At 72.3% G+C, this 23467-nt stretch carries 20 protein-coding genes; 8 read left to right on the forward strand and 12 right to left on the reverse strand.

Annotated features, from left to right (window positions below; all coding sequences use genetic code 11):
* The first annotated feature begins 1 nt into the window (after nt 1).
* Together AB0C02_RS11535 and AB0C02_RS11540 are read left to right on the forward strand one after the other, a co-directional pair.
* Nucleotides 2–988 carry an ABC transporter ATP-binding protein gene (locus tag AB0C02_RS11535; protein WP_357544502.1) on the forward strand — a complete coding sequence of 329 codons (987 nt, stop codon included), beginning with the start codon at nt 2–4 and terminating at the stop codon, nt 986–988.
* Entirely contained in the window at nt 985–1701 is a 717-nt protein-coding gene (locus AB0C02_RS11540; RefSeq protein ID WP_357544503.1) for an ABC transporter ATP-binding protein, read from the forward strand. Before AB0C02_RS11535 ends, AB0C02_RS11540 begins: the two co-directional genes overlap by 4 nt.
* Nucleotides 1702–1711: 10 nt before the next feature.
* On the opposite strand, the gene AB0C02_RS11545 is transcribed toward AB0C02_RS11540, so the two are convergent.
* The 4 genes from AB0C02_RS11545 to AB0C02_RS11560 all read right to left on the reverse strand — a co-directional run bounded on the left by AB0C02_RS11545 (nt 1712) and on the right by AB0C02_RS11560 (nt 5611).
* Nucleotides 1712–2266, reverse strand: a complete 555-nt coding sequence (locus AB0C02_RS11545; RefSeq protein ID WP_357544504.1) for a hypothetical protein — start codon at nt 2264–2266, stop codon at nt 1712–1714.
* A gap of 101 nt (nt 2267–2367) precedes the next feature.
* Entirely contained in the window at nt 2368–2820 is a 453-nt protein-coding gene (locus AB0C02_RS11550; RefSeq protein WP_357544505.1) for a GNAT family N-acetyltransferase, read from the reverse strand.
* Nucleotides 2821–2872: 52 nt separating this feature from the next.
* Entirely contained in the window at nt 2873–4399 is a 1527-nt protein-coding gene (locus AB0C02_RS11555; protein ID WP_357544528.1) for an alpha/beta hydrolase, read from the reverse strand.
* Nucleotides 4400–4498: 99 nt separating this feature from the next.
* Nucleotides 4499–5611: an ATP-dependent DNA ligase gene (locus tag AB0C02_RS11560; protein WP_357544506.1), complete on the reverse strand. Its 1113-nt coding sequence runs from the start codon at nt 5609–5611 to the stop codon at nt 4499–4501.
* A 135-nt stretch (nt 5612–5746) separates the two neighbouring features.
* Here AB0C02_RS11560 and AB0C02_RS11565 point away from each other — a divergent pair, with 135 nt between their 5' ends.
* Nucleotides 5747–5959, forward strand: a complete 213-nt coding sequence (locus AB0C02_RS11565; protein WP_357544507.1) for a hypothetical protein — start codon at nt 5747–5749, stop codon at nt 5957–5959.
* Nucleotides 5960–6137: 178 nt separating this feature from the next.
* The gene (locus AB0C02_RS11570) at nt 6138–6638 is read left to right on the forward strand and encodes a DUF1990 domain-containing protein (protein WP_357544508.1); all 501 of its coding nucleotides are present in this window, start codon (nt 6138–6140) and stop codon (nt 6636–6638) included.
* On the opposite strand, the gene AB0C02_RS11575 is transcribed toward AB0C02_RS11570, so the two are convergent.
* A complete protein-coding gene (locus tag AB0C02_RS11575; protein ID WP_357544509.1) occupies nt 6632–7540 on the reverse strand; it encodes a DNA-3-methyladenine glycosylase 2 family protein in 909 nt (302 codons plus the stop codon). The genes AB0C02_RS11570 and AB0C02_RS11575 overlap by 7 nt on opposite strands.
* A 943-nt stretch (nt 7541–8483) precedes the next feature.
* Between AB0C02_RS11575 and AB0C02_RS11580 the strand changes: the two genes are divergently transcribed.
* The gene (locus tag AB0C02_RS11580; RefSeq protein ID WP_357544529.1) at nt 8484–9410 is read left to right on the forward strand and encodes a CDP-alcohol phosphatidyltransferase family protein; all 927 of its coding nucleotides are present in this window, start codon (nt 8484–8486) and stop codon (nt 9408–9410) included.
* A gap of 43 nt (nt 9411–9453) precedes the next feature.
* Here AB0C02_RS11580 and AB0C02_RS11585 read toward each other — a convergent pair whose 3' ends face one another.
* The 6 genes from AB0C02_RS11585 to AB0C02_RS11610 all read right to left on the reverse strand — a co-directional run bounded on the left by AB0C02_RS11585 (nt 9454) and on the right by AB0C02_RS11610 (nt 18289).
* A complete protein-coding gene (locus tag AB0C02_RS11585; protein ID WP_357544510.1) occupies nt 9454–10311 on the reverse strand; it encodes a fused MFS/spermidine synthase in 858 nt (285 codons plus the stop codon).
* On the reverse strand, nt 10311–11270 hold the full coding sequence (locus tag AB0C02_RS11590; RefSeq protein ID WP_357544511.1) for a hypothetical protein: 960 nt from the start codon (nt 11268–11270) through the stop codon (nt 10311–10313). The genes AB0C02_RS11585 and AB0C02_RS11590 overlap by 1 nt, the downstream gene beginning before the upstream one ends.
* A 16-nt stretch (nt 11271–11286) precedes the next feature.
* Complete coding sequence (locus tag AB0C02_RS11595) at nt 11287–13761, reverse strand: SMC family ATPase (RefSeq protein ID WP_357544512.1); 2475 nt, start codon at nt 13759–13761, stop codon at nt 11287–11289.
* On the reverse strand, nt 13761–15197 hold the full coding sequence (locus AB0C02_RS11600) for a transposase (protein ID WP_357544513.1): 1437 nt from the start codon (nt 15195–15197) through the stop codon (nt 13761–13763). The genes AB0C02_RS11595 and AB0C02_RS11600 overlap by 1 nt, the downstream gene beginning before the upstream one ends.
* 122 nt (nt 15198–15319) lie before the next feature.
* Nucleotides 15320–16465, reverse strand: coding sequence for an exonuclease SbcCD subunit D (locus AB0C02_RS11605; protein ID WP_357544514.1), 1146 nt, complete (start codon nt 16463–16465; stop codon nt 15320–15322).
* Nucleotides 16466–16540: 75 nt separating this feature from the next.
* A complete protein-coding gene (locus AB0C02_RS11610; protein ID WP_357544515.1) occupies nt 16541–18289 on the reverse strand; it encodes an ATP-binding protein in 1749 nt (582 codons plus the stop codon).
* Nucleotides 18290–18593: 304 nt separating this feature from the next.
* On the opposite strand from AB0C02_RS11610, the gene AB0C02_RS11615 reads away from it, so the two are divergent.
* Nucleotides 18594–20129 carry a M4 family metallopeptidase gene (locus tag AB0C02_RS11615; protein WP_357544516.1) on the forward strand — a complete coding sequence of 512 codons (1536 nt, stop codon included), beginning with the start codon at nt 18594–18596 and terminating at the stop codon, nt 20127–20129.
* A gap of 124 nt (nt 20130–20253) precedes the next feature.
* Here AB0C02_RS11615 and AB0C02_RS11620 read toward each other — a convergent pair whose 3' ends face one another.
* A complete protein-coding gene (locus AB0C02_RS11620; protein WP_357544517.1) occupies nt 20254–21039 on the reverse strand; it encodes a pyrimidine reductase family protein in 786 nt (261 codons plus the stop codon).
* 151 nt (nt 21040–21190) lie between these two features.
* On the opposite strand from AB0C02_RS11620, the gene AB0C02_RS11625 reads away from it, so the two are divergent.
* Entirely contained in the window at nt 21191–21736 is a 546-nt protein-coding gene (locus AB0C02_RS11625) for a plasmid pRiA4b ORF-3 family protein (RefSeq protein WP_357544518.1), read from the forward strand.
* A 241-nt stretch (nt 21737–21977) separates the two neighbouring features.
* Nucleotides 21978–23294 carry an extracellular solute-binding protein gene (locus AB0C02_RS11630; RefSeq protein WP_357544519.1) on the forward strand — a complete coding sequence of 439 codons (1317 nt, stop codon included), beginning with the start codon at nt 21978–21980 and terminating at the stop codon, nt 23292–23294.
* Nucleotides 23295–23467: the final 173 nt, after the last annotated feature.

The following is a 23467-nucleotide window of genomic DNA, read 5'->3' on the forward strand; positions in this document are numbered from 1 at the left end:
GATGACCGCGACCGTTTCTGCGATACCGGACCTCGCCACCCTGCAGCAGCGCGCCGCGCAGCGCGCCGCCGAACGGGCCGGCGGGCACGACCGGCTGCGCGGGCACATCGTCTGCGACGGCCTGGTCCGCATCTTCAAGACCGAGGGGGTGGAGGTGGTCGCCCTGCAGGGCCTCGACCTGGTCATCGACCGGGGCGAGCTGGTGGCGATCGTCGGTGCCTCCGGCTCCGGCAAGTCGACGCTGCTGAACATCCTCTCCGGGCTGGACACCCCCACCGCCGGCATCGCCCGGGTCGCCGAGTACGACCTGCTCGCCCTGTCGAACCGGCGTCGGCTCAGCTACCGCCGCCAGGTAGTCGGCTTCGTCTGGCAGCAGACCGGCCGGAACCTGCTGCCGTACCTGACCGCGCTGGAGAACGTGGAGCTGCCGATGCGGCTGGCTGGCGGGCGGGGCCGGCGGGAGCGCCGGGAACGGGCCCGTGAACTGCTCGACCTGGTCGGCGTCGGCTACTGCGCGGAGCGGAAGCCCAGCCAGATGAGCGGTGGCGAGCAGCAGCGCTGCGCGGTCGCCGTGGCGGTGGCCAACGATCCGGAGGTGCTCTTCGCCGACGAGCCGACCGGCGAGCTGGACGAGGCGACCGGCGCCGAGGTGTTCGCCGCGCTGCGGGCCATCAACGCCGAGCTGGGCGTCACCATCGTGGTGGTCACCCACGACCACGCGGTGGCCGGCCAGGTCCGCAGGACCGTCGCCATCCGCGACGGCCGGACCTCCTCCGAGGTACGCCGTACCGCGCGGGTCGCCGCCGACGGCAGCACCGAACTGGTCAGCGAGGAGTACGCGGTGCTCGACCGGACCGGCCGGATGCAGCTGCCGGCGGCCTTCGTGGACGCCCTGACCCTGCGCGACCGGGTCCGGCTCAACCTGGAACCCGACCACGTGGAGGTGCGGCCCGGCGACCGGGCGCACGCCGAACGGAGTGAGGCATGAGCGAGTTGTCTGTGGCGGAGCCCCGTGTCAACACCACGGACGAAGTGGTCCGGGTGGAGGGGGTGAGCCGGACCTTCGGCAAGGGTGAGCACGCCGTGCACGCCGTACAGGACGTCTCGTTCTCGGCCGGACACGGCGAGCTGGTGGCCGTCCGGGGCCGGTCCGGCGCGGGCAAGACCACCCTGCTCAACCTCGTCGGCGGCCTGGACCGGCCGGATGCGGGCCGGGTTCGGGTAGCCGGGCACGACGTGACCGGGGCGAGCGAGCGGGAACTGCTCGCGCTGCGCCGGGGCACCGTCGGCTTCGTCTTCCAGACCTTCGGGCTGGTGCCGATCCTGTCCGCGGCCGAGAACGTCGGGGTGCCGCTGCGGCTGGCCAAGGTGCCGGCGGCGGAGCGGGAGCAGCGGGTGGCCGTGCTGCTGGAACTCGTCGGGCTGGGCGGGCACGCCGCGCAGCGCCCGTACGAGCTGTCCGGCGGGCAGCAGCAGCGGGTGGCGGTGGCCCGGGCCCTGGCGAACGAGCCGGACCTGCTCATCGCCGACGAGCCGACCGGCCAGCTCGACTCGGAGACCGGACGATCCATCATGGACCTGCTGCGGGCCGTGGTGCACGCCCGGGGCATGACCGCCCTGGTCGCCACCCACGACCCGGCCCTGCTGGAGCTGGCCGACCGCACCCTGACCCTCCGCGACGGCCGCCTGATGGACGACTGACCGGGGACGGTCAGTCGCGGCAGCGGCGGTGGTGGTAGGCGAGGGTGATCGTGAGCAGGAGGGGGCCCCAGAGCAGCAGCGGGACGTAGCAGGCCACCAGCAGGGCGAAGCCGGCCGGCGAGAAGCCCAGGCCGTCACTCTCGACGGTGAGGTTTCGGGAGACGACGCCCCAGGTGGCGTACCCCCAGACGAGGGTGGCGCCGACGGCGCCGGCGGTGGCGACGGTGACCGCGAACGACGGCGGCACCCGGCGCCCGCCCAGCAGCGGCAGCCAGCGCGGGAACACCTCACCCCACGGGCGGACCAGGCCGAGCGAGAGCAGCGCCAGCGCCTCCGAGAGCACACTCAGCGAGAGGACGTAGACGCTCTCCCAGCCGTGCGTGCGGGCCGGCGCCCCGTGCTCGTAGGCGCCGAGCGGCACCCCGGCGACCAGGGCGATCCGCCACAGCCCGGACGGCAGGACGGCCAGCGGGATCAGGTGGGCGACGCGGACCGCCCAGGTGGGTGCGGGCCGGCCGTCGCGCGGATGGACGACGGGGCCGGCCAGTTTCACGGCTGCGGGCATCATGTTCCTCCTCGATCGGCGTCCAGCCTGCCCCGGGCATCGGCCCCGGTCGTCCCACCGGGCGGGGAACCACCTCCCCGTTACGGGGGAGAACGCGGCCCTCAGAGCGCCAGCTTCATGCCCTCGTGGCTGGCCACGAAGCCGAGGTTGCGATAGAAGCGGTGCGCGTCGGTGCGAGTCTTGTCGGTGGTGAGCTGCATCAGCGCGCAGCCCCGCTCCCGGGCCCGGTCGATCGCCCAGGTCATCATCTCCCGGCCCAGCCCCCGGCCACGCAGGTCGGAACGGACCCGGACCGCCTCGATCAGCGACCGCTCGGCACCGTGCCGGCCCAACCCCGGGATGTACGTGATCTGCATACAGCCGACCAGCTCACCGCCGAGTTCGGCGACGACCAGGTGGTTGCGCGGGTCGGCCGCGATGTCGGCGAACGCCTTCTCGTACGCGTCGTCCACCTCGGTGAAGTCGCGGGCCTTGCCCAGGACGTCGTCGGCGAGCAGGGCGATGATGGCGGGCAGGTCCGCGCGGACCGCCTCCCGGAAGATCACGTCGGTCACTCAGCCAGCCTGCCACGGCGTACCCGACGGTGCACCTCGGCAGCCGCGCCGCTCAGCGGGCCGGGCAGCGCAGCCCCTCTGCGGGCACGGTCAGGGAGATCAGGTACGCGTCGACGGCGTTGGTGATGCACAGGGTCTGCGGATAGGCCGTGTGCCCCTCGCCCTCCCAGGTGAGCACCCGCCCGACCCCCAGCATCGAGGCGAGCGCGGCGGTCTGCTCGTAGGGTGTGGCCGGGTCGCCGGTGGTGCCGACCACCACGATCGGCGGCGCGCCGGTCGCTTTCCCGGTCGGGTACGGGTCCCGCGCGCCGGGCCACTCCACGCAGCCGAGCATGCCCACGGCCAGGGCCGGGCCGAAGAGCGGATACTTCTGCCGCCACTGCGACTGGAGCTGCCGGATCTGCTCCACGCTCGGCTTCTCGGTCTCGTCCGCGCAGTTGACCGCGAGGTTGGCGTCGAACAGGTTCGAGTAGTGGCCGTCGGCCTCGCGGCCCGCGTACGCGTCGGCGAGCGTGAACACACCGGTTGGGTCGCCACCCTGCAACGAGCTGATCGCCCGGGCCAGCTCCTGCCAGCCCGACTCGGTGTAGAGGGAGGAGATGACCGCGTAGAACACCCAGCCCGCGGTGGCCTCCCGGCCGTTTTTGCCGCGTACCGGGGAGACCTTGGCCTTGTCGATGGCGGCGGTGACCGCCGCCCGGGCGTCCGGGGCGATCGGGCAGCGGCCGGCGTTGGCCGTGCACCAGTGGGCGAAGTTGTCGAAGGCCCGCTCGAAGCCCTTCGCCTGGCTCTCCGAACCGGCGATCAGCTTCTGCTGCGGGTCGACCGCGCCGTCGAGCACCAGCGCCCGCACCCGCTGCGGATAGAGCTGGGCGTACACGGCGCCGAGTAGCGTGCCGTAGGAGTAGCCGAGGTAGGTGAGCTTGTCGTCGCCGACCGCCGCGCGCACCGCGTCCATGTCCCGGGCGGCCTGCGTGGTGCCGTAGAGCGGGAGTTGGTCACCGTATTTGTCGCCGCAGCCCGTGCCGATCCGGCGGTTCAGCGCGACGAACCCGTCAAAGGACGCCGTGCTCTGCGGGTCGGGGTCGTAGCCGAAGCTGGCGTCCAGGTCGGCGTCGGAGATGCACTTGACCGGGCTGGAGCGCTCGACCCCCCGGGGATCGAATCCGACGATGTCGAAGCGGTCGGTCACCGTGACCGGCAGCCCGCCGAACGCCGAGCCGAACGACAGGTAGACGGCGGTGTCCACGCCGGAGGCTCCCGGGCCGCCCGGGTTGATCACCAGCGACCCGATCCGGTCGTGCTGCTGGTTGGAACGGATCCGGATCAGCGCGATCTCGAAGGTCTCCCCGGTGCCGGGCCCGGCGGTCGCGCCGGTGGCTGCGCCGTTGCCCCAGTTGCGGGGTACGAGGATCCGGGCGCACTCGTAGCGCATGCCCGCCGCGCCCCGGCCGACCAACTGATCGGGGACCTCGGGGCAGGCTTGCCAGGTCGGGGCGGTGCCCGGCGGCGCCGCCGGACCCCGGCTCTCGGCCCGCGGCGCGAACGCCGGCAACGTGCAGCCGGCGGTGAGCACCATCGCGGCGACGAACCCGGCCAGGCCCGGCCGGGGCCGGCGGATCCGGTGGAAGAAGCGGGTCACGTGGCAGCCCTCCGTGATCATGTCCGTCGGGCCAGGCTACGCCCGGGCCGACCCGCCGCCGACGATCGCCGCCGGATCCCCGCGCAGCACCTGGTCGACGTCGTAGCGGATCGGGCGCTCCAACTGGTCGTAGGCGCAGGAGCGGGGATCGCGGTCGGGGCGCCAGCGGACGAACTGAGCGGTGTGCCGCAGCCGGTCGCCCTCCATCGCGTCGTAGCCGACCTCGGCCACCAGCTTGGGGCGCAGCGGCTCCCACTCGAGGTTCTTGGTGCCGGTCCACCGGCTTACCCCGCCGGGGATGCGCTGGCCGCGTTCGTGGTCGCCATGTGCCCACGGGTGGTCGCCGCTGACATCGCGGTAGGGCTCCAGCTCGGCCAGCAGCTCCTTGCGGCGGGCCGCGGTGAACGACGAGCTGACCCCGATGTGGTGCAGCACGCCGGCGTCGTCGTAGAGGCCGAGGAGCAGCGAGCCGACCACCGGGCCGGACTTGTGCCAGCGGAAGCCGGCCACCACCACGTCGGCGGTGCGGGCGTGCTTGACCTTGAACATCAGCCGCTTGCCCGGCTCGTACGGCAGGTCGGCCGGCTTGACGATGAGGCCGTCCAGCCCGGCCCCCTCGAACACGTCGAACCAGCGCCGCGCGGTCTCCGGGTCGGTGGTCACCTGGGTGACGTGCACCGGCGGCCGGACCTTCGCGAGGGCCTGCTCCAGCCGGGCCCGCCGCTCCGGGTAGGGCCGGTCGGTGAGCAGTTCGTCGTCGAGGGCGAGCAGATCGAAGGCGACGAAGTCGGCCGGGGTGGTCTCGGCGAGCAGCTTCACCCGCGAGGCCGCCGGGTGGATCCGCTGGGCGAGCAGTTCGAAGTCGAGCCGGGGCTGGCCGTCGGGGCCGTCCCGGCGGATCACGATCAGCTCGCCGTCGACCGCGCACCGGGGCGGGAGCTGGCGGCGGGCCTGCTCGACCACCTCCGGGAAGTAGCGGGTCATCGTCTTGCCGCCCCGGCTGGCCAGCTCGACCTCGTCGCCGTCGCGGAAGATGATGCAGCGGAAGCCGTCCCACTTCGGCTCGTAGGTCAGGCCGGGGGCGGCGGGTAGTTGGGGCACGCTCTTGGCCAGCATCGGCTCGACCGGCGGATTGATCGGCAGGTCCACGGCGACAGTCAATCAGACCGCACCGACAGTGGTGAGGCAGATCACCGTCGGCTCCGGGTGGCGTGTCCCCGGCCCGGCTCCCTCGTCACCCGTTACCGGATGGCGAAACCGCAGGTCAGCGCTACCGTTCGCCGCGTGCCGGAGTGGAGCTGCGGGTGCTGTGGGCGCTGGCGGGTCAGCGTGGAGCTGATCCGGGGGCGCTACCGGTACCGGCTGGTGCACCGCTACCGCCCGGAGCGTGGCGGCGGCGTCAACGTCATCGGCGAGGTCGCCTCGGTGGCCGACCTGGAGGAGCTGCTCCGCCGGTACGCCCCGGTCGGCCTGGCCGACCTCCACGAGGCCGCGTAGCGCGCCGCGCCAGCAGCGTCCGCAGTCGTCACTTTATGACTCACAGGCATGCCGCTCACGAAACCTGTGTCGCTTTGGGCGGGTGGCGATGGGGCCGGAGCTTCGCGGCGAGGGGCCGGGGTTCAGGTGCCCGCGCCAGTCGTACCCTGGCGCTGTCCCGCGCGAGGAGGTGCCCGCCGTGCCCGAGCTGACGTACCCCGAGGTGGGGGCGACCCGCGACGGACGCTTGCCGACCGGCTACCACCACCTGCGCCACCGGGTCCGGCTGCCGGACGGCTGCTTCCCGACCGCGGCGGACGCGGTGCTCGGCTGGCGGCTACACCGGGACGCCGGGGTGGCGATGCGCACCCAGGCGCCCCGCGCCGACGAGGGGGTGCGGGTCACCCCCGGCCTGGGCGTCGGGCCGCTGCGGATCTGGGGCCCGACCGAGGTGGTCTGGGCGGTGGACGAGCCGGACCGGGCCGGGTTCGGCTACGGCACCCTGCCTGGGCACCCGGAGGTCGGCGAGGAGGCGTTCCTGGTCACCCGGGCGGGAGACGGGGTCTGGTTCGAGGTGACCGCCTTCAGCCGTCCGGCCCGCTGGTGGGTGCGGGCCGCCGGGCCGGCCGCCCGGGCCGTCCAGCACGCCTACGCCTGGTGGCTGGGGCGGACGCTGCGCCGGCTCTGCGCCGGTCAGTAGCTCGCGAACGAGCGGATGGTCGCCCGGGGACCGTACCGGGGAGCCTGGATGCCGGCCGCCTCCAGCAGCAGGCAGACCCGCCCCCGGTGGCCCCGGAACGGCTCCAGCAACGCCAGCATCCGGGTGTCGTCGCCGCGCGGTTCCCCGGCGAGCGCCCAGGCCACCGTGTTGGGGATGTGGTAATCGCCGACGCTGACCGCGTCCGGGTCGCCGTACGCGATCCGGATCACCTCGGCGGCGGTCCACGGGCCGATGCCGGGGATCGCGGTGAGCCGGCGGGTGGCCTCGGCGGCGTCGGCGCACTGTTCCAGCCGTTGGGCGGCGGCGGCCGCGCGGCGCAGCGTGTCGGCCCGCCGTTGCTCCACCCCGAACGGGTGGAACACCCAGTACGGGCTGGCCGCGATCGCCGCCGGCTCGGGCGGCAGCAGCAGCGACGACGGCCCCGGCGCCGGCTCACGGAAGTGTCGGACCATCGCCGCGTACGCCCGGTACGCCTCCTTGCCGGTGACCTTCTGTTCGAGGACGGCCCGGAGCAGCCGGGGGAAGACCTGGCCGGTGGCCGGCAACCGCAGCCCGTGGTGCTCCCGGGCCAGCCGAGCCACCACCGGGTGCGCGGCGGCCAGGTCGGCGAAGCCGGTCAGGTCATCGCGGAGCCCGGCCACCGCGTCGGCCCGTTCGACCACCCAGTCGGCACCCGGCCCGTACCCCTCGGCGACCAGGTCACCGGCCTCGGGGCGCAGCGCGAGCGTGGCCGGCCCGGCCGGGGTGCGGGTGGCCCACCAGAAGCTGCCGGCGGAGATCCGGGCGCACGGGTCGTACGGGCTGAAGGTGAGGGCCCGGACCGACGCGGCCAGCCGGTAGCCGGCTGGTGGGCGCAGGGTCCGAGTGGCGGTGGGCAACACCCCACAACTGTGCCAGCTCGCTGCTCACCCGACCGGTGCGGGCTGGACGATCGCTCCTCCGAACCGGCAGAAGATGCAGGGCGAACGGGTGACGATTGGCCAGGCGGTGCCCGGCATGAAGGCGGCGTGGGCGTGGTCTGCGGTTCTCGCATGGAACGTGGAAAGGCGCGTCTCGAAACTGTCCGACCTGGGCGGGAGGGAGTCGCCAGGTGAGAGTGAGATCGCGAGGCCCTGAGTACCGTCGCGGGGACGTGCTGGCGGACCGGCTCGTAATAGTGCTGAAGTTCCCGTAATGGGGGTGGAGCGAAGGGGCGGGGCCATTTGTGGTTTGTTCGTCCGGTCGACCGTGGCGTCGATTCCGGGAGGAGCTGTATTGAGCGAGCTGAAATCTTAGGGGAAACCGTTCGATATCTCCAAGTGGGACGTGTGGGAGGCATACGAGCAGGTCAAAGCGACAAGAGGTGCACCGGGAATGGACGGGGTGAGGCTGGCGGAATTGAGAATGATCTGAAGGGTGGCCTGTACAAGATCTGGCATCGGATGTCGTCGGGTCGTATTCCCCGCCTCCGGTGAAACTGCCGTGTTCGAAGCGGGCGCTGCGGCACCCCGTCTCCTGCCTTGGGGTGCTTGCTTAACGACGCGGTTCGTGTCACGTCTGCAGCCAACGGCGCAGGACCCTCCGGGCCCTGGCTTTACTTCTGCATTCGATCCCACCCCTACCCGTGCACGGCGCGATTTTTTATCCGCGCGTTCCGCGTTCGTTATGAGATTACAACAGGCGACGGTCTGTTGACTGTCGGCTTGCAGGGTCTCCGGCAGGGCTGGAGGCCAAATCTCACATTAATCCCTGTGATCACAGACCCCCAGTTTCGCTGTCCGTGGGGTAAACTCCCGCGGAATTTTCGATGTACGGATCGTGGAATGAGGGAACATGGCTGCCGGTTTGACCGTGGCAGAGGTGCAGTCCCGCACCTACAAGGAACGCGACTCGTGGTGGACGGTCTTCCTCGTCGATCCGCTCGCCTCGCGGCTGGTCTGGCTCGTGGCCCGATACCGGTGGGTGACCCCCAACCGGTTGACCCTCCTCGCCCTCCTGCTCGGCCTCGTCGCCGCGGGGGCCTTCGCCGCGGCAACGCCAGGGTGGTTGATCGTCGGCGCGGTGATCTTCCACCTGAGCTTCGTGGTGGACTGCATGGACGGCAAGGTGGCCCGGCTCAACGGCACCGGCAGCCTCTTTGGCGCCTGGCTGGACTACATCCTTGACCGGGTTCGGGTGCTGATCTGCACCATCGCCCTGATGGGCGGGCAGTACCAGGTCACCAAAGACCCGATCTTCCTGGTGCTCGGCGGTGCCGTTGTTTTCCTGGACATGTTCCGCTACCTGAACGCCCTGCAGTTGGGGAAGGTCAAGAACACGATGCGCCGCGGGCTCGCCCTGCGGACCGAGGCGTCGCCGGAGCTGGCGGCGATGATCGAGGCGGACTACGACGAGGAACTGTTGGCAACGGTCGCGCCCAGCACGGCGGCCGTCATCCAACGACCCGAGATGGTCATCGAGCGGGACTTCCGCTCGCGCTTCACCGGCTTCACCCGTCTGCGTGACCTGCTCGTCCGCTCCCGCGTCCGGGCGCACCTGATCAGTGGCATCGAGTTCCAGATGGCGGTCTTCATCATCGCCCCACTGACCGGCGCCGTGATCGCCGTCTCCGTGGTTGCCGGGGCTCTGCTGTTGGCCTTCGAGCTTCTCCTGATCTTCAAGCTGTGGCTGCTGACCGCCTCGTTCACCCACTACGCCCATGTCCTCGACGAGCAAGTCGCTGAGTCCTCGCCGGCCACGGAGGCTTCCCCGGTACCGGTACCGGTGCCGTGACCGTCGCGCCGGGAAGCGCCCAGAGCGGCGCTTCCCGGCCGGCTCAGCGACGGATGGAGAAGATGCCGGGTGGCGGCGGGGTGGAGTCGGTGGCGTCGGCGTCGTGCACCACTGCGGCGCCTCCGGCGAACCGGTCCAGCTCCTCACCGGCCAGCACCCGGCCCGGGAACCAGTCGCCGGCGGCCCGCCGGGTCAGCTCCGGCACCGGCGGCTCGACCAGGGACGCGACCAGCACAAGGTTGCCGTAGCGCCGCCCGCGCAGCACCGCCGCGTCACCGACCAGGCAGGCCCGGGGCAGCACTGCCCGCACCGTGGCCACCTGCGCGCGGGCGTGCCGCAGCGGCGGGCCGTCGGCGATGTTCGCCAGGTAGGACCCGCCCGGGCTGAGCACCCGGGCCACCTCGGCGGCGTACTCCACCGAGGTCAGGTGGGCGGGGGTGCGGGCGCCGGCGAAGACGTCCGCCACCACCACGTCGTAGCTGGCGTCCCGGCTCGACATCAGGGTGGCCCGGGCGTCGGCGACCCGCACCCGCAGGCGGGAGTCGGCGGGCCACGGCAGCGCCCGGCGGACCAGTTCCACCAGGGCGCCGTCCAGCTCGGCCACCCGCTGGGTGGACCCGGGCCGGGTGGCCGAGACGTACCGGGGCAGGGTCAGCGCGCCCCCGCCCAGATGCAGCACCCGCAGCGGGGCCCCGGCCGGCGCGACCAGGTCGAGCGCGGCGGCCAGCCGCCGCACGTACTCGAACTCCAGGTGGGTCGGATCCGCCAGATCGACATGGGACTGCGGCGCGCCGTCCAGCAGCAGCGTCCACGAGCCCGGCCGGTCCGGGTCGGGCGCCAGCTCGGCCTGCCCGGTGTCGACCTGCTCGACCACCCGGTTCGTGTCGCGTCGGCGACCCATCAGCGCCGCCCTCGCTGAGCCGCCATGCTCAGACTTCTCTGCAGCAGGCGGGCGTCGCCGAGCCGCGCGCGCAGCGTGCGCTCCAGGCCGCCGATGGGGACCAGGTTCTGTGGCGCCCGCGGGTCCTTGTACGGGCTGGAGGCGAACCGCGGCAGGGTGACCAGCGAGAGGTCGGCCAGCTCGATCGCCTCGGCCTCGGGCAGCTCGGCGGAGCACTCCACCCGCACGATGCCCGCCCAGGGCGCCCCGCCGGCCCCCGGCAGCCGCAGATACCACGAGTAGCCACCCCAGGCGGTGCCCAGCCGGAACACCGGGCAGCGCTGGCCCGGGGCCAGCCCGGTGACCACCGCGGCCAGCCGGGCGTCGAGATATTGACTGTGCTGAGTCTTGATGTAGCCGAGGGTGCGGGGCAGGTTCCGGCGGCTGCGCAGTGGGCCGTCCACCACCAGCAGGTCGCCGTCGGTGCGCGCGGCGTCGGAGACCGCCACCTCCAGCGCGGTCAGCGGGGCCTGCACCGCGGCCGGCAGCTTGCTCAGCTCACCGGTGCCGCTCACCCGGTGCACCGGGTAGCGGATCTGCCCGGCCACCACGTCCTGCGCCGACGGGCTGGCGGTGAAGAGTCCTCGGCCCACCCGGGCCCCGGCCAGTTGCGCCGCGCCGCGCTCCAGGTCGCAGCGGACCACCCCGGCCGCGTACGAGGCGGCGATGCCCGGGAAGGAGCCGCCGTCGTCCTCGGCGGTCCAGATGCTGGCGTCGATCCGGCGTACCCCGTCGACCAGCAGCACCACCTCCGGGGCGGGCACGTCCCGCCGGACGTCGACCGCGCGCCAGTCCATCGTCGGCAGCTCGACGTCGGCGTCGACCTGGGCACTGCTCGGCGCCGCCGGTCCGCCTCCACCGGCGGCTTCGAACGAGGACCCGTACGCCGGGTCCCACGCGTCGACGTAGAACCGGGTCACGTCGCCCCCGCCCCACTCACCGGCCGGTCCGTTCCACGCGGGCCGTGCGGGCGTCCTTGCGGACCTCGAAGCGGACCGGGATCCGCTCGGCGAGGGCCGGCACGTGGGTGACCACGCCGACCATCCGGTCGCCCCGGGCGGCCAGATTTTCCAGGGTGGCGGCGACGGTGTCCAGGGTGGCCGCGTCGAGCGTGCCGAAGCCCTCGTCGAGGACGATCGATTCCAGGCTGGCCGCGCTGGTGGACATCCCGGCCAACTGCTCTGACAGGGCCAGCGCCAGAGCCAGCGACGCCTGGAACGTCTCCCCGCCGGAGAGGGTCCGCACCGCGCGCCGCAGCCCGGCGTCGTGGTGGTCGACCACGAAGAATTCGCCCTTGTCGTGCATCAGGTCGTACTGGCCGCCGGAGAGCTCCCGCAGGATCCGCGACGCGCCGTCAACCAGCAGGTCCAGCGCCTCGGCCAGCAGCCAGCGCTCGAAGTTGTTGGCCCGCAGGTGCCCGGCGAGGGCTCGGGCCACCCGGGCCTCCCGCTCGTGGTCGGCCCGCTGCTCGCGCAGCTCGGCGGCCTGCTCCCGGCGCTCCGCCAGCCGACGCAGCTCGGCCTCGGCGCGCTCCACCGCCACCGCGGCGTCCCGCAGCGGGTCGCCGGGCGCGGCCAGAACGGCGGCGGTGAAGAGCGCGGCGATCCGCGCCTCGACCTCGCCGGCGGCGGCCTCGGCCGTGCCGACCGAGGCAGCCAACCCGTCCCGGTCGGTGCGTCGCCGGTCGGCCTGCTCGCCGGCCCAACCGGCCAGGGCGGTCCAGGCGGCGGCCACGTCGTCGCGGTCGGCGGCCGGCGGGCCGAACCGGGCCAGCCCGTCCCGGGTGGTGTCGAACTGACGCCACGCGCGGCGCAGCCGCTCCTGGGCGCCGTCGAGCGCGCCCCGGGCCCGGCGGGCGGCGTCCCGACCGGCGCGCACCGCGCCCGCCGCCTCGTCCAGGGCGTGGCGCAGCCGGGCGTGCTCGGCCAGGCCCTCCCGCAGCGTCTCCGGCGTGGCGGCCTCGGCGAGCTGCTCGTCCAGCTCGGCCAGCCGGGCCCGTAACTGGTCGTGCTCGGCGCGGGCGCGCAGCAGCACCCGGTCCAGCTCCCGGGCGGCGGCGTCGCGCTCCTGCACCAGCCGCTTGGCCGCCTCGCTGGCCACCCGGGCCGCCTTGCCGGCCGCGACCGCCCGGGCCACCGCCGACCCGGCGGGCACCGCCGGCACCCGGGACACCTCCTGCTCGCAGACCGGGCACGGGGCGCCCGCGACCAGGTGCGCCCGCAGCGCCACCGCCTGGTCGGTGGCCTTCGCCTCCTCGTGCGCCCGGAACGCCGCCTCCAGCTCCGCCTCGGCCCGCTCCACGGCCGCCCCGGCCTCGGTGAGGGCAGCGACCGCCGCGTCGTGCTCGGTCTGCGCCGTGGCCACCGCCGCGCGGACCGCCGCCACCTCGCCGGTCAGCCTCTCCCGATCGCCGTGCGCCTTGAGCAGCAGCCGCAGCGCGCTCTCGTCGCCGGCCGCGGCCAGCTCGCCACGCAGCTTCTCCTCCCGCTCCTCGGCCAACCCGACCGCCGCGGTGGCCTCGTCGGCCGCCTCCCGGGCCGCGGTCACCGTCCGGGCCAGCTCGGCGATCCCGTCCGGCGGCCGCACCACGGCCAGCACCGCCAGCTCGGCGTCCAGCGCCGCGAGGGCCGCGGTCACCTCGCGCGCCGTCGCCCGGGCCCGCTCCAGCTCCGGTACGGCCACCGCGACCGCCTCGGCCAGCTCGCGCATCCGGTCGACGCGCTGCCGGGCGTCGGTCAGGGTGTCGTCGTCGACCTCGGCGAGGCCGCCGAGCAGCTTGTCGACGGTCTCCAGTTTCGCCTCGGCCTGTCCGGCCCGCTCGGTGGCCCGCTTCTGCACCTCTTCGTAGATGCCCAGCCCGAGCAGGTTGACCAGGATCTGCTGCCGGGTGGCCGGCTTGGCGTGCAGAAAGTCGGCGAACTGCCCCTGTGGCAGCACCACGCAGCTGGTGAACTGCTCGTACGGCAGCCCGACCGCGTCCAGCACCGCCCGCTCCATCTCGGCGGGGGTGCCGGCGACCACCTCGCCGAGATCCTCCGGGCTGAGCCCGGTGTCGAGCTTGGTGACGTCGAACCCGGGCGGCATGAGCTGGAGCCCGGCGTTGGCGGTCTTCACCGCGCCCCGGCCGTCCCGGCGGACCACCCGGGTGGCCACATACCGGTCGCCGGCGGACTCGAAGACCAGCCGGACCCGGGCCTCGTTCGCCGACGGCGCGAGGGCGTTGGCCAGGCCCCGGGCGCCGCCCCAGCGGGGCACCGTGCCGTAGAGGGCGAAGCAGATCGCGTCCAGCACCGTCGACTTGCCGGAGCCGGTCGGCCCGACCAGCGCGAAGAAGTCCGCGTCGGTGAAGTCGACGGTGGTCTCCTCGCGGAAGACGGTGAAGCCCGCCATGTCCAGCCGCATCGGTCGCATCAGTGATCGACCTGCTTCCTACCGCCGCTCATGGTTGAGCGGTTTGGATGGTTCGCTCTCCGCTCGGCTGTTGCCGGGCTGGAGTCCTGGACCGGCAGTCTGGTCCGGTGGCGATCGGTCCGGTCCTGCAGGATCTGCTTCACCCGTTGGTGCGGGGTGTGCAGGGCGATGTCGGGGTCGCTGGCTCTGTGCAGGATGTTGATCGCGGCGTTCACGTCGGCCTGCCACACCACCCCGCACGGGGTGCAGTGAAACCGGTCCCCGTCGCGTCGGCCGAAGCTGCCGCAGCGGTGACAGGTTTGTGAGGTGTAGGCGGCGTTGACGGGAACGTGCGCAGAGCCTCTGCGCTCCGACACGTTTTCGAGGGCCTCGGCGGTGACGCCTTTGGTCCACGCGGCGAGACGCCGGTTGATGTTCTTGCCGAGCTTCTTACGGCTGGTGAAGCGTTTGGTGAGGTCTTCGGCGATCACGGTGGTGGCCTTGTCGACGACCTCGTGCACGCCGGTGAAGATCTCCGTGCGCACCCGTGCCCGGTGCCGGGCGGCCTGCCGGTCCCGTTTTACGGTGCCGAGGTTGTTGACTTTGACTCGGTGCGCTTTCGCCTGGTCGCCGCGCTGGGCGGCGTTGTTGGCTATCGACCGTAGCTTTGCCCGGCGCCGGTTGCGTTCCTTCAGCCGGTCCGACTCGCTGGTGAGCAGCTCACCGAGGCGGGTGCCGTGGGAATCGCCGTCGGAGTCGGTTAGGGCTTCGGTGTAACCCTTGTCCACACCGATCGTCTGGTCACCGCAGGGCCGCTGCGACGACCGCATCTGTGACGCGTCGATCTGGTAGTGCACCTCGACCCGACCGCCCCGCAAAATCAGCCTTAACGTTCCGGTTGGGGCCACGGTCGTGGACAACGGGATCCGGACCATCCGGCGAGGCTCGAGGCCGGAAACCGAGAGCCACAACCGGCCCCGCCCATCCGTGTGGCTGTTGTGCTGGTCGGCGCGCACGACGATCTGATCGTGCGTGTGGTTGCGGCCCCGCTTCCAATGCTTGCGCATCTGCCGGGCAAGGAACGGGTCACTCGCCCACCGGTCGGCCTTCAAAGCGGTGAACATCCGCTTCAGTTCGACCGGATCGTCGGTGCGCCGACCGATCGCCCGCCGGACCTCGGCCTTGGCAGCCTCCAGGTTCGCCGCGATGTCGGCCATCGCGTCGCGGATGGTTTCCTTCCACGCGTTCGCCAACACACCGAACCGCAGGTGCGTGCCGTCGGCCAGCCACCGGTCCCGCACCTGCCGATCTCTCAACCCGGACCCGACACCGCCGATCGACCCGTAACGCTGCCACACCTCACCACGAACCCGACCCAACCGCCGCGCCTGCTCCACCAACGCTGCATACTTACCTGAATTCAGGTCGGATGAATAAGCAATCCGGGTGACCTTCACCGCTCGCCCCCCACGGCCAGATCAGCCCTTCGAGTTTCTTCACGTAGCGTCGCAGCACACACAGCGGATACGAACGGCACGCACGACCGCCAGCAGGTCCTAAAACCAGAAAAGGCCGACACCTAGTCACACTCCTCGAGCAGCTCGTCGAAGAGTTCCTGGACCCCGTCGTCGGCGTGGCCCCGGCTGCCGAGGTAGTCGGCGAAGAGTTCCCGGGGCGAGCGGCCGGCCCGCTGGGCAGTGCGGATGGCGCTGCCGGGCGCGGGCACCAGCTCCGGGTCGATCCGGATCTCCAGCGCCCGAGGCAGCAGCTCCTGCACCTCCTCGCGCAGCCCGGCCCGGGGCTGCTCGCGGACGTAGACCCTCAGCCAGCCGTCGGGTGGGTCGATCTCGGCGAGCTGGGCCAGGGTGCCCCGAACCGTCCGCAGCGGGGTGGCGCCGGGCACCGGCACCTCCCGGATCCGGGCGGCCGTCGTCGCGGTCACCTCGACCAGGGTCACCGAGCCGATGTTCTCCTGCTCGCCGAAGTCGACCGCGAGGGGGCTGCCGCTGTAGCGGATCGGGCAGGGGCCGATGACGCGTTGCGAGCGGTGCAGGTGGCCCAGCGCCACGTAGTGCGCGTTGCCGGGGAAGACCGTGGCCGGCACCGCGTACCCGAGGACGGTATGCGCGTCGCGCTCGCCGCCGCCGGTGCTGGCCCCGACGACGGTCAGGTGCGCGGTGACCAGGTGCACCCGGTCGGGCTCGGTGAACCCCTCGGCCAGCCGGGCGAGGACGCGCCCGAGATGGTCGGCGTACGTCTGGTTGGCCTCGGCGGCGGTCAGCTCGTACATCTCGATGGCCCGGACGGCGTACCGCTGGGACAGGAACGGCAGCGCGGCGAGCTGCCAGCGTTCGCCGTCGGCGGTCACTCCGTCGATGACGTGCTCGGCGGGGTTGTCGCGGACGCTGCCGCGCAGCGTGATGCCGGCCGCCTCGGCCCACGGCCGCAGCGCGTCCAGCGCCGGTCCGTTGTCGTGGTTGCCGCCGATCGCCACCACGTCCGCCCCGGTGCGCCGCAGCGCGGTCAACGCCCGGGTGACCAGTCGGGTCGCCTCCGGGGTCGGCGCGGCGGTGTCGTACAGGTCACCGGCCACGATGACCAGGTCGGGCCGCTCGGCGACGGCGATCTCGATCACCTGGGCGAGCACCTGCTTGTGCTCGTCGGCGCGGGACTGCCCCTTGAGGACCTTGCCGACGTGCCAGTCGGAGGTGTGCAGGATCTTCACCGTGCTGGCCTTTCGTTCGCGACTGTGGGGCTCCGCTGTGCTGCGCTCCTCGCGCTCACCGGTCCGTCACCACCACTAGAACGGGATGTTGTCGTCGGAGCCGCCCGACCCGACCACGGCGAACGGGTCGGCCGCCTGGGTGATCGAGCGCAGCGTCTCCGAGGGCGCCCGGCCGGCCTCGGAGACCCGGGTGGCCCAGGCCGGGAAGGGAAACTCCAGGCAGAGCGGCACCGGGATGTCCGGCTGGTTGACGAACATGGTGCCCGGTTTGGCCAGCAGCGCCCGCTGCCGCTGGGCGGGCGGGAGGAAGCCGTACTCCGGGCGGGACGCCTCGGCCGGGTCGAGTCGGCCGACCACCCTGATCGCCGAGTTGGTGACGATCCGCCGTTCCACCTCGCTGGCGGTCTGCTGCGCGCCGACCAGGATCACCCCGAGCGAGCGACCCCGCTCGGCGATGTCCAGCAGCACCTCCTTGATCGGGGAGGAGCCCTCGCGCGGGGCGTACTTGTTGAGCTCGTCGAGGACGACGAAGAGCAGCGGCTTGGCGGTGCCGGCCTTCTCCTTGCGCTCGAACTCGCTCTTGAGCGTCACACCGACCACGAAGCGCTGCGCCCGGTCGGGCAGATTGTGCAGGTCGACCACGGTGACCTGGGCGCTCTCCGACGTGTTGATCGAGTGCGGGCGGCGGGTGGCGAGGTCGCCGCGGATGAGTCTGCCGAGGTCCTTCTTGCTGCCGATCAGCCGGCGGGCGAACGCGTTGACGGTGCCCAGGCCGACCGCGCTGCCCGCCCAGTCGCCCCGGGTCTCGTCGTCGTTGAGCTGCTCGACGATGTGGTCGACAAGATCGGTGTAGGAGCCGAGCCGGACGCCGTCGAGGCTCACCCCGCCATCGGCCGGCTGGGCGTACCGGGCCAGGTGGGCGGCGACCGAGTGGACCACCATCGTGTATTGCTGCCGCTCGTCGTCGGCGTCGGCGAAGACGTACGGCAGCAGGCGGTCGGCGCAGAACTCGCTCAGCGTCCAGTAGAAGCTGTCGACGCCGGTGTGCCGGCTGCTCACGTCCGGCGTGCCGGAGGAGTCGCCGACCCGGGGCGGCGCGTAGACCCGCACGTCGGGGAAGGCCCCGGCGGTCAGCCCGAGCTGCGCGTACGCGGCCCGGGTGTCGTCGTCGAGCCGGGCGTTGGGGTGGTCGAGGAAGAGCAGGTCCTCGCCCTTGACGTTGAAGATCAGGGCCTTGGCGTTGACCGCGTCGCCGCCGAGCACGCCGGAGCGGAAGACCGAGTAGAGCAGGAAGGTGGCGAAGCTGGTCTTGGTGGCCACCCCGGAGATGCCGGAGATGGAGACGTGCGCGCCGCGGGTGCCGTCGAGGAAGTCGGCGTTGAGGTAGACCGGGACGCCGTCGCGGCCCATGCCCATCGGGATGCGCCGCTCCATCCGGTCGAAGTGCAGCGCCCGGGCCCGGGCGTCGCCCTCGGCCCGGTGCACCACCGCGCCCGGGGTGGGCGGTACGTAGAGCTCCGGGTCAACCCGGGTGGTGGTGACCTCGGCGGCCTCCTGCACCTGGGCGGGCAGCGTGCCGTCGGCGATGGCGAAGACGTCGGAGTCGAACTGCGCGCCCTCGTGCCGGGCGCGCACCTGGGTGACCACGCCGGCGATCGTCACCGGCTCACGGTCGGGCAGCTCACGGCGGGTGACCACCACGTCGTCGAGCTGCAGGTAGCTGCCGGGGGCGACGGCGGTCCAGAAGGTGAGTGGGGTGGCGTCGGCGGTGCCGAGCACCCGGCCGACCCCGTCGCCCGGGCCGTCGAGCAGGTCGTCGGTCATCGGGGGTCTCCGGTCGGCTGGTCGTCTCGGTCGCGGCGCACGAGGAGCATCCTGCCCGAGGGATGCGACAGGTTGCCACGCGACGCGGCGGACACCACGCCGCGGGCCGGACTTCCGTTTCGGCAGGTGGTGAACCGGACACGAAAAGTAGTGGAAAAAATCTTGGCCGCAGGGCGTGACAGACCAGGGTTCCATGCCGCAAGAATGTGTAACAGCGCATCGAGGATTTCCTCTATGTCGATGCCTCGTGCGCCGCCGGTCGGAACCCCCGCCGACCGGCAGTCCTAGTGAAGGTAGGAACTTCATGCGCCGTACCCCCCTCCTCGGTGGGCTGGCCGCGGTCGCCCTGGTGGCCACCGCCGTCAATGTCCCGGTCACCGCCTCCGCCGCCCCCGTCTCCGCCGACGCGTTCACCCGCGCGGTGACCCACCTCAAGGCCCACGAGGGCAACGGCCTCGTCGATGACGGCCAGGCGTTCACCCTGAAGAACGTGCAGACCGACGCCGACGGCACCGAGCACGTCCGGCTCAACCGCTACCAGGACGGCCTGCCGGTCCTCGGCGGCGACACCGTCGTGCACCTGGGCAAGGGCGACACCTGGCGGGGCGCCAGCCGGACCCGCGCCGCATCCCCGGTCCGGGGCGCCAAGGCCCGGATCGGCACCGTGGACGCCGGCCGCGCCGCGCTCGCCGCCTCCACCGCCGCCGCCCGCCAGGTCGACGGCAGCCAGCTCGTCTACGACGCCACCGAGACCGGCACCGCGCTGGCCTACCAGGTCGTCGTGAGCGGCGTGTACGCCGACGGCACCCCGAGCGAGCTGCACGTGCTGGTCGACGCCACCACCGGCAAGGTCCGCGAAAAGTGGGAGGGCGTGCACACCGGCACGGGCAACACCTTCCACTCGGGCACGGTGACCGTGGGCAGCACCCAGTCCGGCAGCACGTACCAGCTCACCGACGGCACCCGCGGCGGGCACAAGACGTACGACCTGAACGGCGGCACCAGCGGCACCGGCACCCTGGTCACCAGCACCAACAACGTCTTCGGCAACGGCGCCCTGAGCAACCGGCAGACCGCCGCCGCCGACGCCGCCTACGGAGCGCAGGTGACCTGGGACTACTACAAGAACACGTTCGGCCGTAACGGCATCCGTAACAACGGGGTCGCCGCGTACAGCCGGGTGCACTACAGCTCCAACTACGCCAACGCGTTCTGGCAGGACTCCTGCTTCTGCATGACCTACGGTGACGGCAGCTCCGGCTGGTACCCGCTCACCTCGCTGGACGTGGCCGGCCACGAGATGTCGCACGGCGTGACCAGCTACACCGCCGGCCTTGTTTACAGCGGTGAGTCCGGCGGCCTCAACGAGGCCACCAGCGACATCTTCGGCACGCTTGTCGAGTTCTACGCGAACAACCCCAACGACCCGGGCGACTACCTGATCGGCGAGAAGCTGCGCACCAACGGCACCCCGCTGCGGTACATGGACAAGCCCTCCAAGGACGGCAACTCGGCCGACTGCTGGACCAGCACCGTCGGCAACAAGGACGTGCACTACTCCTCCGGCGTGGCGAACCACTTCTTCTACCTGCTCGCCGTGGGCAGCGGCTCGTCGTCGTACGGCAACAGCCCGACCTGCAACAACAGCACCGTGAAGGGCATCGGCAACGCCAAGGCCGGTGCCATCTGGTACCGCGCGCTCACCGTCTACATGACCTCGCGGACCAACTACGCCGGTGCTCGCACCGCCACGCTGTCGGCCGCGAAGGACCTTTACGGCAGCACGAGCACCGAGTACAGCACCGTGGCCGCCGCCTGGTCGGCCGTCTCCGTCAACTGATCCGCTGAACCGGGGCCGGCGGCACTCCTCCGCCGCCGGCCCCCTCGGACGCAGTCGTACCGCTGGCGCTGGCACCGTCATCCGGTGACGACACGCCGGGATGCGTCGTCGCCCGATCCACGGATCAGGCGGCGGGGGCGGAGCCGGCGGGCCGGGCGTCGCCCGGGTCACGGGCGTAGCGGAGCAGGAGCACTCCGTCCGCGGCGGCCAGCACGTGGCGCAGCGGCAGCCGACGCGGCGGGCTGCCGTCCCCGGCGGTGATCCGGTCCGGGCCGGCCCCGGCGAGCAGTGGCGCCACGGTCAGGCACAACTCGTCCACCAGGTCGGCCGCGGTGAGCGCGCCGAACAGCTGCGGGCCGCCCTCGCAGAGCAGCTGGCCCAGCCCGCGGCGGTGCAGCTCGGCCAGGCCAGCGGCGAGGTCCACCCGGTCCTCGCCGCACCGGACCAGGTCGGCCACCTCGGTCAGCCCGGGTGGCGGCTCGGCGCCGGCCCGGGTGAGCACCAGCGGTCGGACCGGCGCGTCGGCGAAGGCCGCCTGGGCGGGGTTCAGGTCGAGCGAGCCGGAGACCACCACCAGGGTCGGGTATTCGGCCAGGCCGTGCTCCCGGCGCCAGGCCCGGCGCGCCGCGTCCAGCCGGACCGCCCGGTAGCCCTCGTGGCGCAGGGTGCCCGCGGCCACCACGAGCCCGTCGCAGAGCATCCGCAGCAGGCCGAAGACCCGCTTGTCCGGCTCGCCGGAGAGCCCGGCGGAGTAGCCGGCCAGGGCGACCGCGCCGTCGGCGCTGGCCACGAAGTTCACTCGCAGGTGGGGTCGGGCCGCACGGCCGTAGAGCGCAGCCAGCTCCGGGTCGGTCAGCGGACCGGTCGAGGGCGTCGGCCAGACCCTCGTGATCGACGTTTCGGCGGTCATTCGCCGGCCGGACCGGTGACCGGAGGGACCGGTTCGGGGGTACGGTGCTGGCAGTCGCACCACTTCCGGCCCGGACAGTCGTCGTGCCGTCGTTCCCGGCACGCTCGGCAGATCATGCTGGCAGCCTATGCCGAGGGAGGATGGGACAGCCATGCCGCGCCAGATCTTCCAGCTCAAGGTCTCTCTGGCCGGGGTCCGGCCGCCGGTGTGGCGGCGGGTGCTGATCCCCGGCGGCTACACCCTGGATCGGTTGCACCGGGTCGCGCAGCACGCAATGGGCTGGCGGGACTGTCACCTGCACTCGTTCGAGATCGACGGCCTCCAGTACGGCGAACCCGACCCGGACGGCGAGCTGGCGCTCCGCGACGAGCTGGACGTCCGGCTGGACGCGGTGGTGGGCAAGGGCAGCCGATTCCGCTACACCTACGACTTCGGTGACTGGTGGGAGCACGACGTGGTGGTGGAGGACGTCTGCGCCGCCGACCCGGACGAGCGCTACCCGTCCTGTACGCACGGGGAGCGGGCCTGCCCGCCGGAGGACGTGGGCGGCCCGCCCGGCTACGCCGCGCTGCTCGCCGCGATCGCCGACCCAGCTCACCGGGAGCACCGGGCGATGCGCGAGTGGGCCGGCGCCGGCTTCGACCCGGACGCCTTCGACGCCGCCCGGGCCAGCACCCTGCTGCGCCGCTTCTGCTGACTGCGGCCACGGGATACCGCGCGGCGGCGCGGTAACGATCTGGGAACGCTCCCATAGACCTATTGACACCCCTGTTGCCTGCCGGCAATCTCATGGGAGCGCTCCCGGCGGTGGTCTGGATCTCATTCCTGCCCGCTCCCGGGTCGCCGTCGGTGGCCCGCATCGGGCCGCTGGTGGCGAGACGCGCGACAGGCACCCCCCACCACATGACACAGCCTCACCACCGAAAGAGGGGTTTCGGATGAGCGTCCCATTCCGCCGCCGTCGGCTCGCGACCGTCGCGCTCGCGTCCGTGGCGGTGCTTTTCGCCGCCACCGCGTGCAGCAAGGACAACAAGTCGAGCGACGACAAGAGCGACGGCCCGATCACCCTGGTCGTCGATGTCTTCGGCGACCAGGGCTTCGGCTACGACGAGCTCTACAAGCAGTACGAGGCGGACCACACGAACATCAAGATCCAGGAGCGGGGCAAGGGCCTCGGCCTCGGGGACTACAACACCCGGCTGACCCAGCAGATCACCGCCGGGTCCGGCGCCGGCGACGTGGTCGCCCTCGAAGAGGGCACCATCGTGCAGTTCTACGCGCAGACCGACAAGTTCGTGAACCTGGCCGACTACGGCGCGAACGACCTCAAGGGCAACTTCCTGCCGTGGAAGTGGGAGCAGGGCACCACGCCGGACGGCACGGTGCTCGGCCTTGGCACCGACGTCGGCTCGATGGCGCTCTGCTACCGCAGCGACCTGTTCAAGGGTGCCGGCCTGCCCACCGACCGCGACGAGGTCGGCGCGCTCTGGCCCACCTGGGACGGCTTCATCGAGGCCGGCCAGAAGTTCGCCGCCGCCGACAAGAAGCACAAGTTCGTCGACTCGGCGACCAACTTCTTCAACGTCGTGCTGATGCAGAAGGCTGGTGACGGCACCGGCTACACCTACTACGACAAGAGCAACAAGCTGGTCATCGGCGAGAACCCGGACATCAAGGCGGCGTACGACCTCACCACCAAGATGATCTCGGCAGGCCTGTCCAACAACCTCCAGTCGTGGTCCAACGAGTGGAACGCCGGTTTCAAGAACGGCACCTTCGCCACGATCGCCTGCCCGGCCTGGATGACCGGTGTGATCAAGGGCAACGCCGGTGACTCGGCGGCCGGCAAGTGGGACATCGCCAAGGCTCCGGGGAGCGGCGGTAACTGGGGCGGCTCCTTCCTGGCCGTGCCCAAGTCGAGCAAGCACGCCAAGGAGGCCGCCGAGCTGGCGAAGTTCCTGACCAGCGCCCAGGGCCAGGTCGAGGCGTTCAAGAAGGTCGGCAACCTGCCGTCCTCGCCGCAGGCGCTGACCGACCCGGCCGTCGCCGACTCGGCCAACGACTACTTCAGCAACGCCCCGACCGGCAAGATCTTCGCCGCCGGCGCCAGCGAGCTGAAGCCGGTCTACCTGGGCCCGAAGAACAACGCGGTCCGCACCGAGGTGGAGAACACCCTGCGCGCCGTCGAGCAGGGCAAGTCCGCCGAGGACCAGTGGCAGGCAGCCCTGAAGAACGGTGCGGCCGCCGGTAAGTGATCCGGCCGCCCGGCCGCGGGTGGCGTCGGCAGCCAGTGCTGTCGGCGCCACCCGCGGTGCCCGGAGAGCCCGGCGTCGCCCGCGTGCGCGGGACCATCTGCTCGCCATGCCGGGGAACCGAGCCCGGGTGGGTGCCGACTGGCTGCTCGACGCGACCCTGTCCCGCCCGTCGG

The organism is Micromonospora sp. NPDC048999, from assembly GCF_040649295.1.
In the GTDB taxonomy this organism is placed as follows: Bacteria; Actinomycetota; Actinomycetes; order Mycobacteriales; family Micromonosporaceae; genus Micromonospora.

Excerpts from the sequence above, each read along its gene's own strand:
- AB0C02_RS11535 (WP_357544502.1), top strand. The coding sequence starts at position 2 with ATGACCGCGACCGTTTCTGCGATACCGGACCTCGCCACCCTGCAGCAG.
- AB0C02_RS11540 (WP_357544503.1), top strand. The coding sequence starts at position 985 with ATGAGCGAGTTGTCTGTGGCGGAGCCCCGTGTCAACACCACGGACGAA.
- AB0C02_RS11545 (WP_357544504.1), bottom strand. The coding sequence starts at position 2,266 with ATGCCCGCAGCCGTGAAACTGGCCGGCCCCGTCGTCCATCCGCGCGAC.
- AB0C02_RS11555 (WP_357544528.1), bottom strand. The coding sequence starts at position 4,399 with ATGGTGCTCACCGCCGGCTGCACGTTGCCGGCGTTCGCGCCGCGGGCC.
- AB0C02_RS11585 (WP_357544510.1), bottom strand. The coding sequence starts at position 10,311 with ATGGGTCGCCGACGCGACACGAACCGGGTGGTCGAGCAGGTCGACACC.
- AB0C02_RS11595 (WP_357544512.1), bottom strand. The coding sequence starts at position 13,761 with ATGCGACCGATGCGGCTGGACATGGCGGGCTTCACCGTCTTCCGCGAG.
- AB0C02_RS11610 (WP_357544515.1), bottom strand. The coding sequence starts at position 18,289 with ATGACCGACGACCTGCTCGACGGCCCGGGCGACGGGGTCGGCCGGGTG.
- AB0C02_RS11615 (WP_357544516.1), top strand. The coding sequence starts at position 18,594 with ATGCGCCGTACCCCCCTCCTCGGTGGGCTGGCCGCGGTCGCCCTGGTG.
- AB0C02_RS11620 (WP_357544517.1), bottom strand. The coding sequence starts at position 21,039 with ATGACCGCCGAAACGTCGATCACGAGGGTCTGGCCGACGCCCTCGACC.
- AB0C02_RS11625 (WP_357544518.1), top strand. The coding sequence starts at position 21,191 with ATGCCGCGCCAGATCTTCCAGCTCAAGGTCTCTCTGGCCGGGGTCCGG.
- AB0C02_RS11630 (WP_357544519.1), top strand. The coding sequence starts at position 21,978 with ATGAGCGTCCCATTCCGCCGCCGTCGGCTCGCGACCGTCGCGCTCGCG.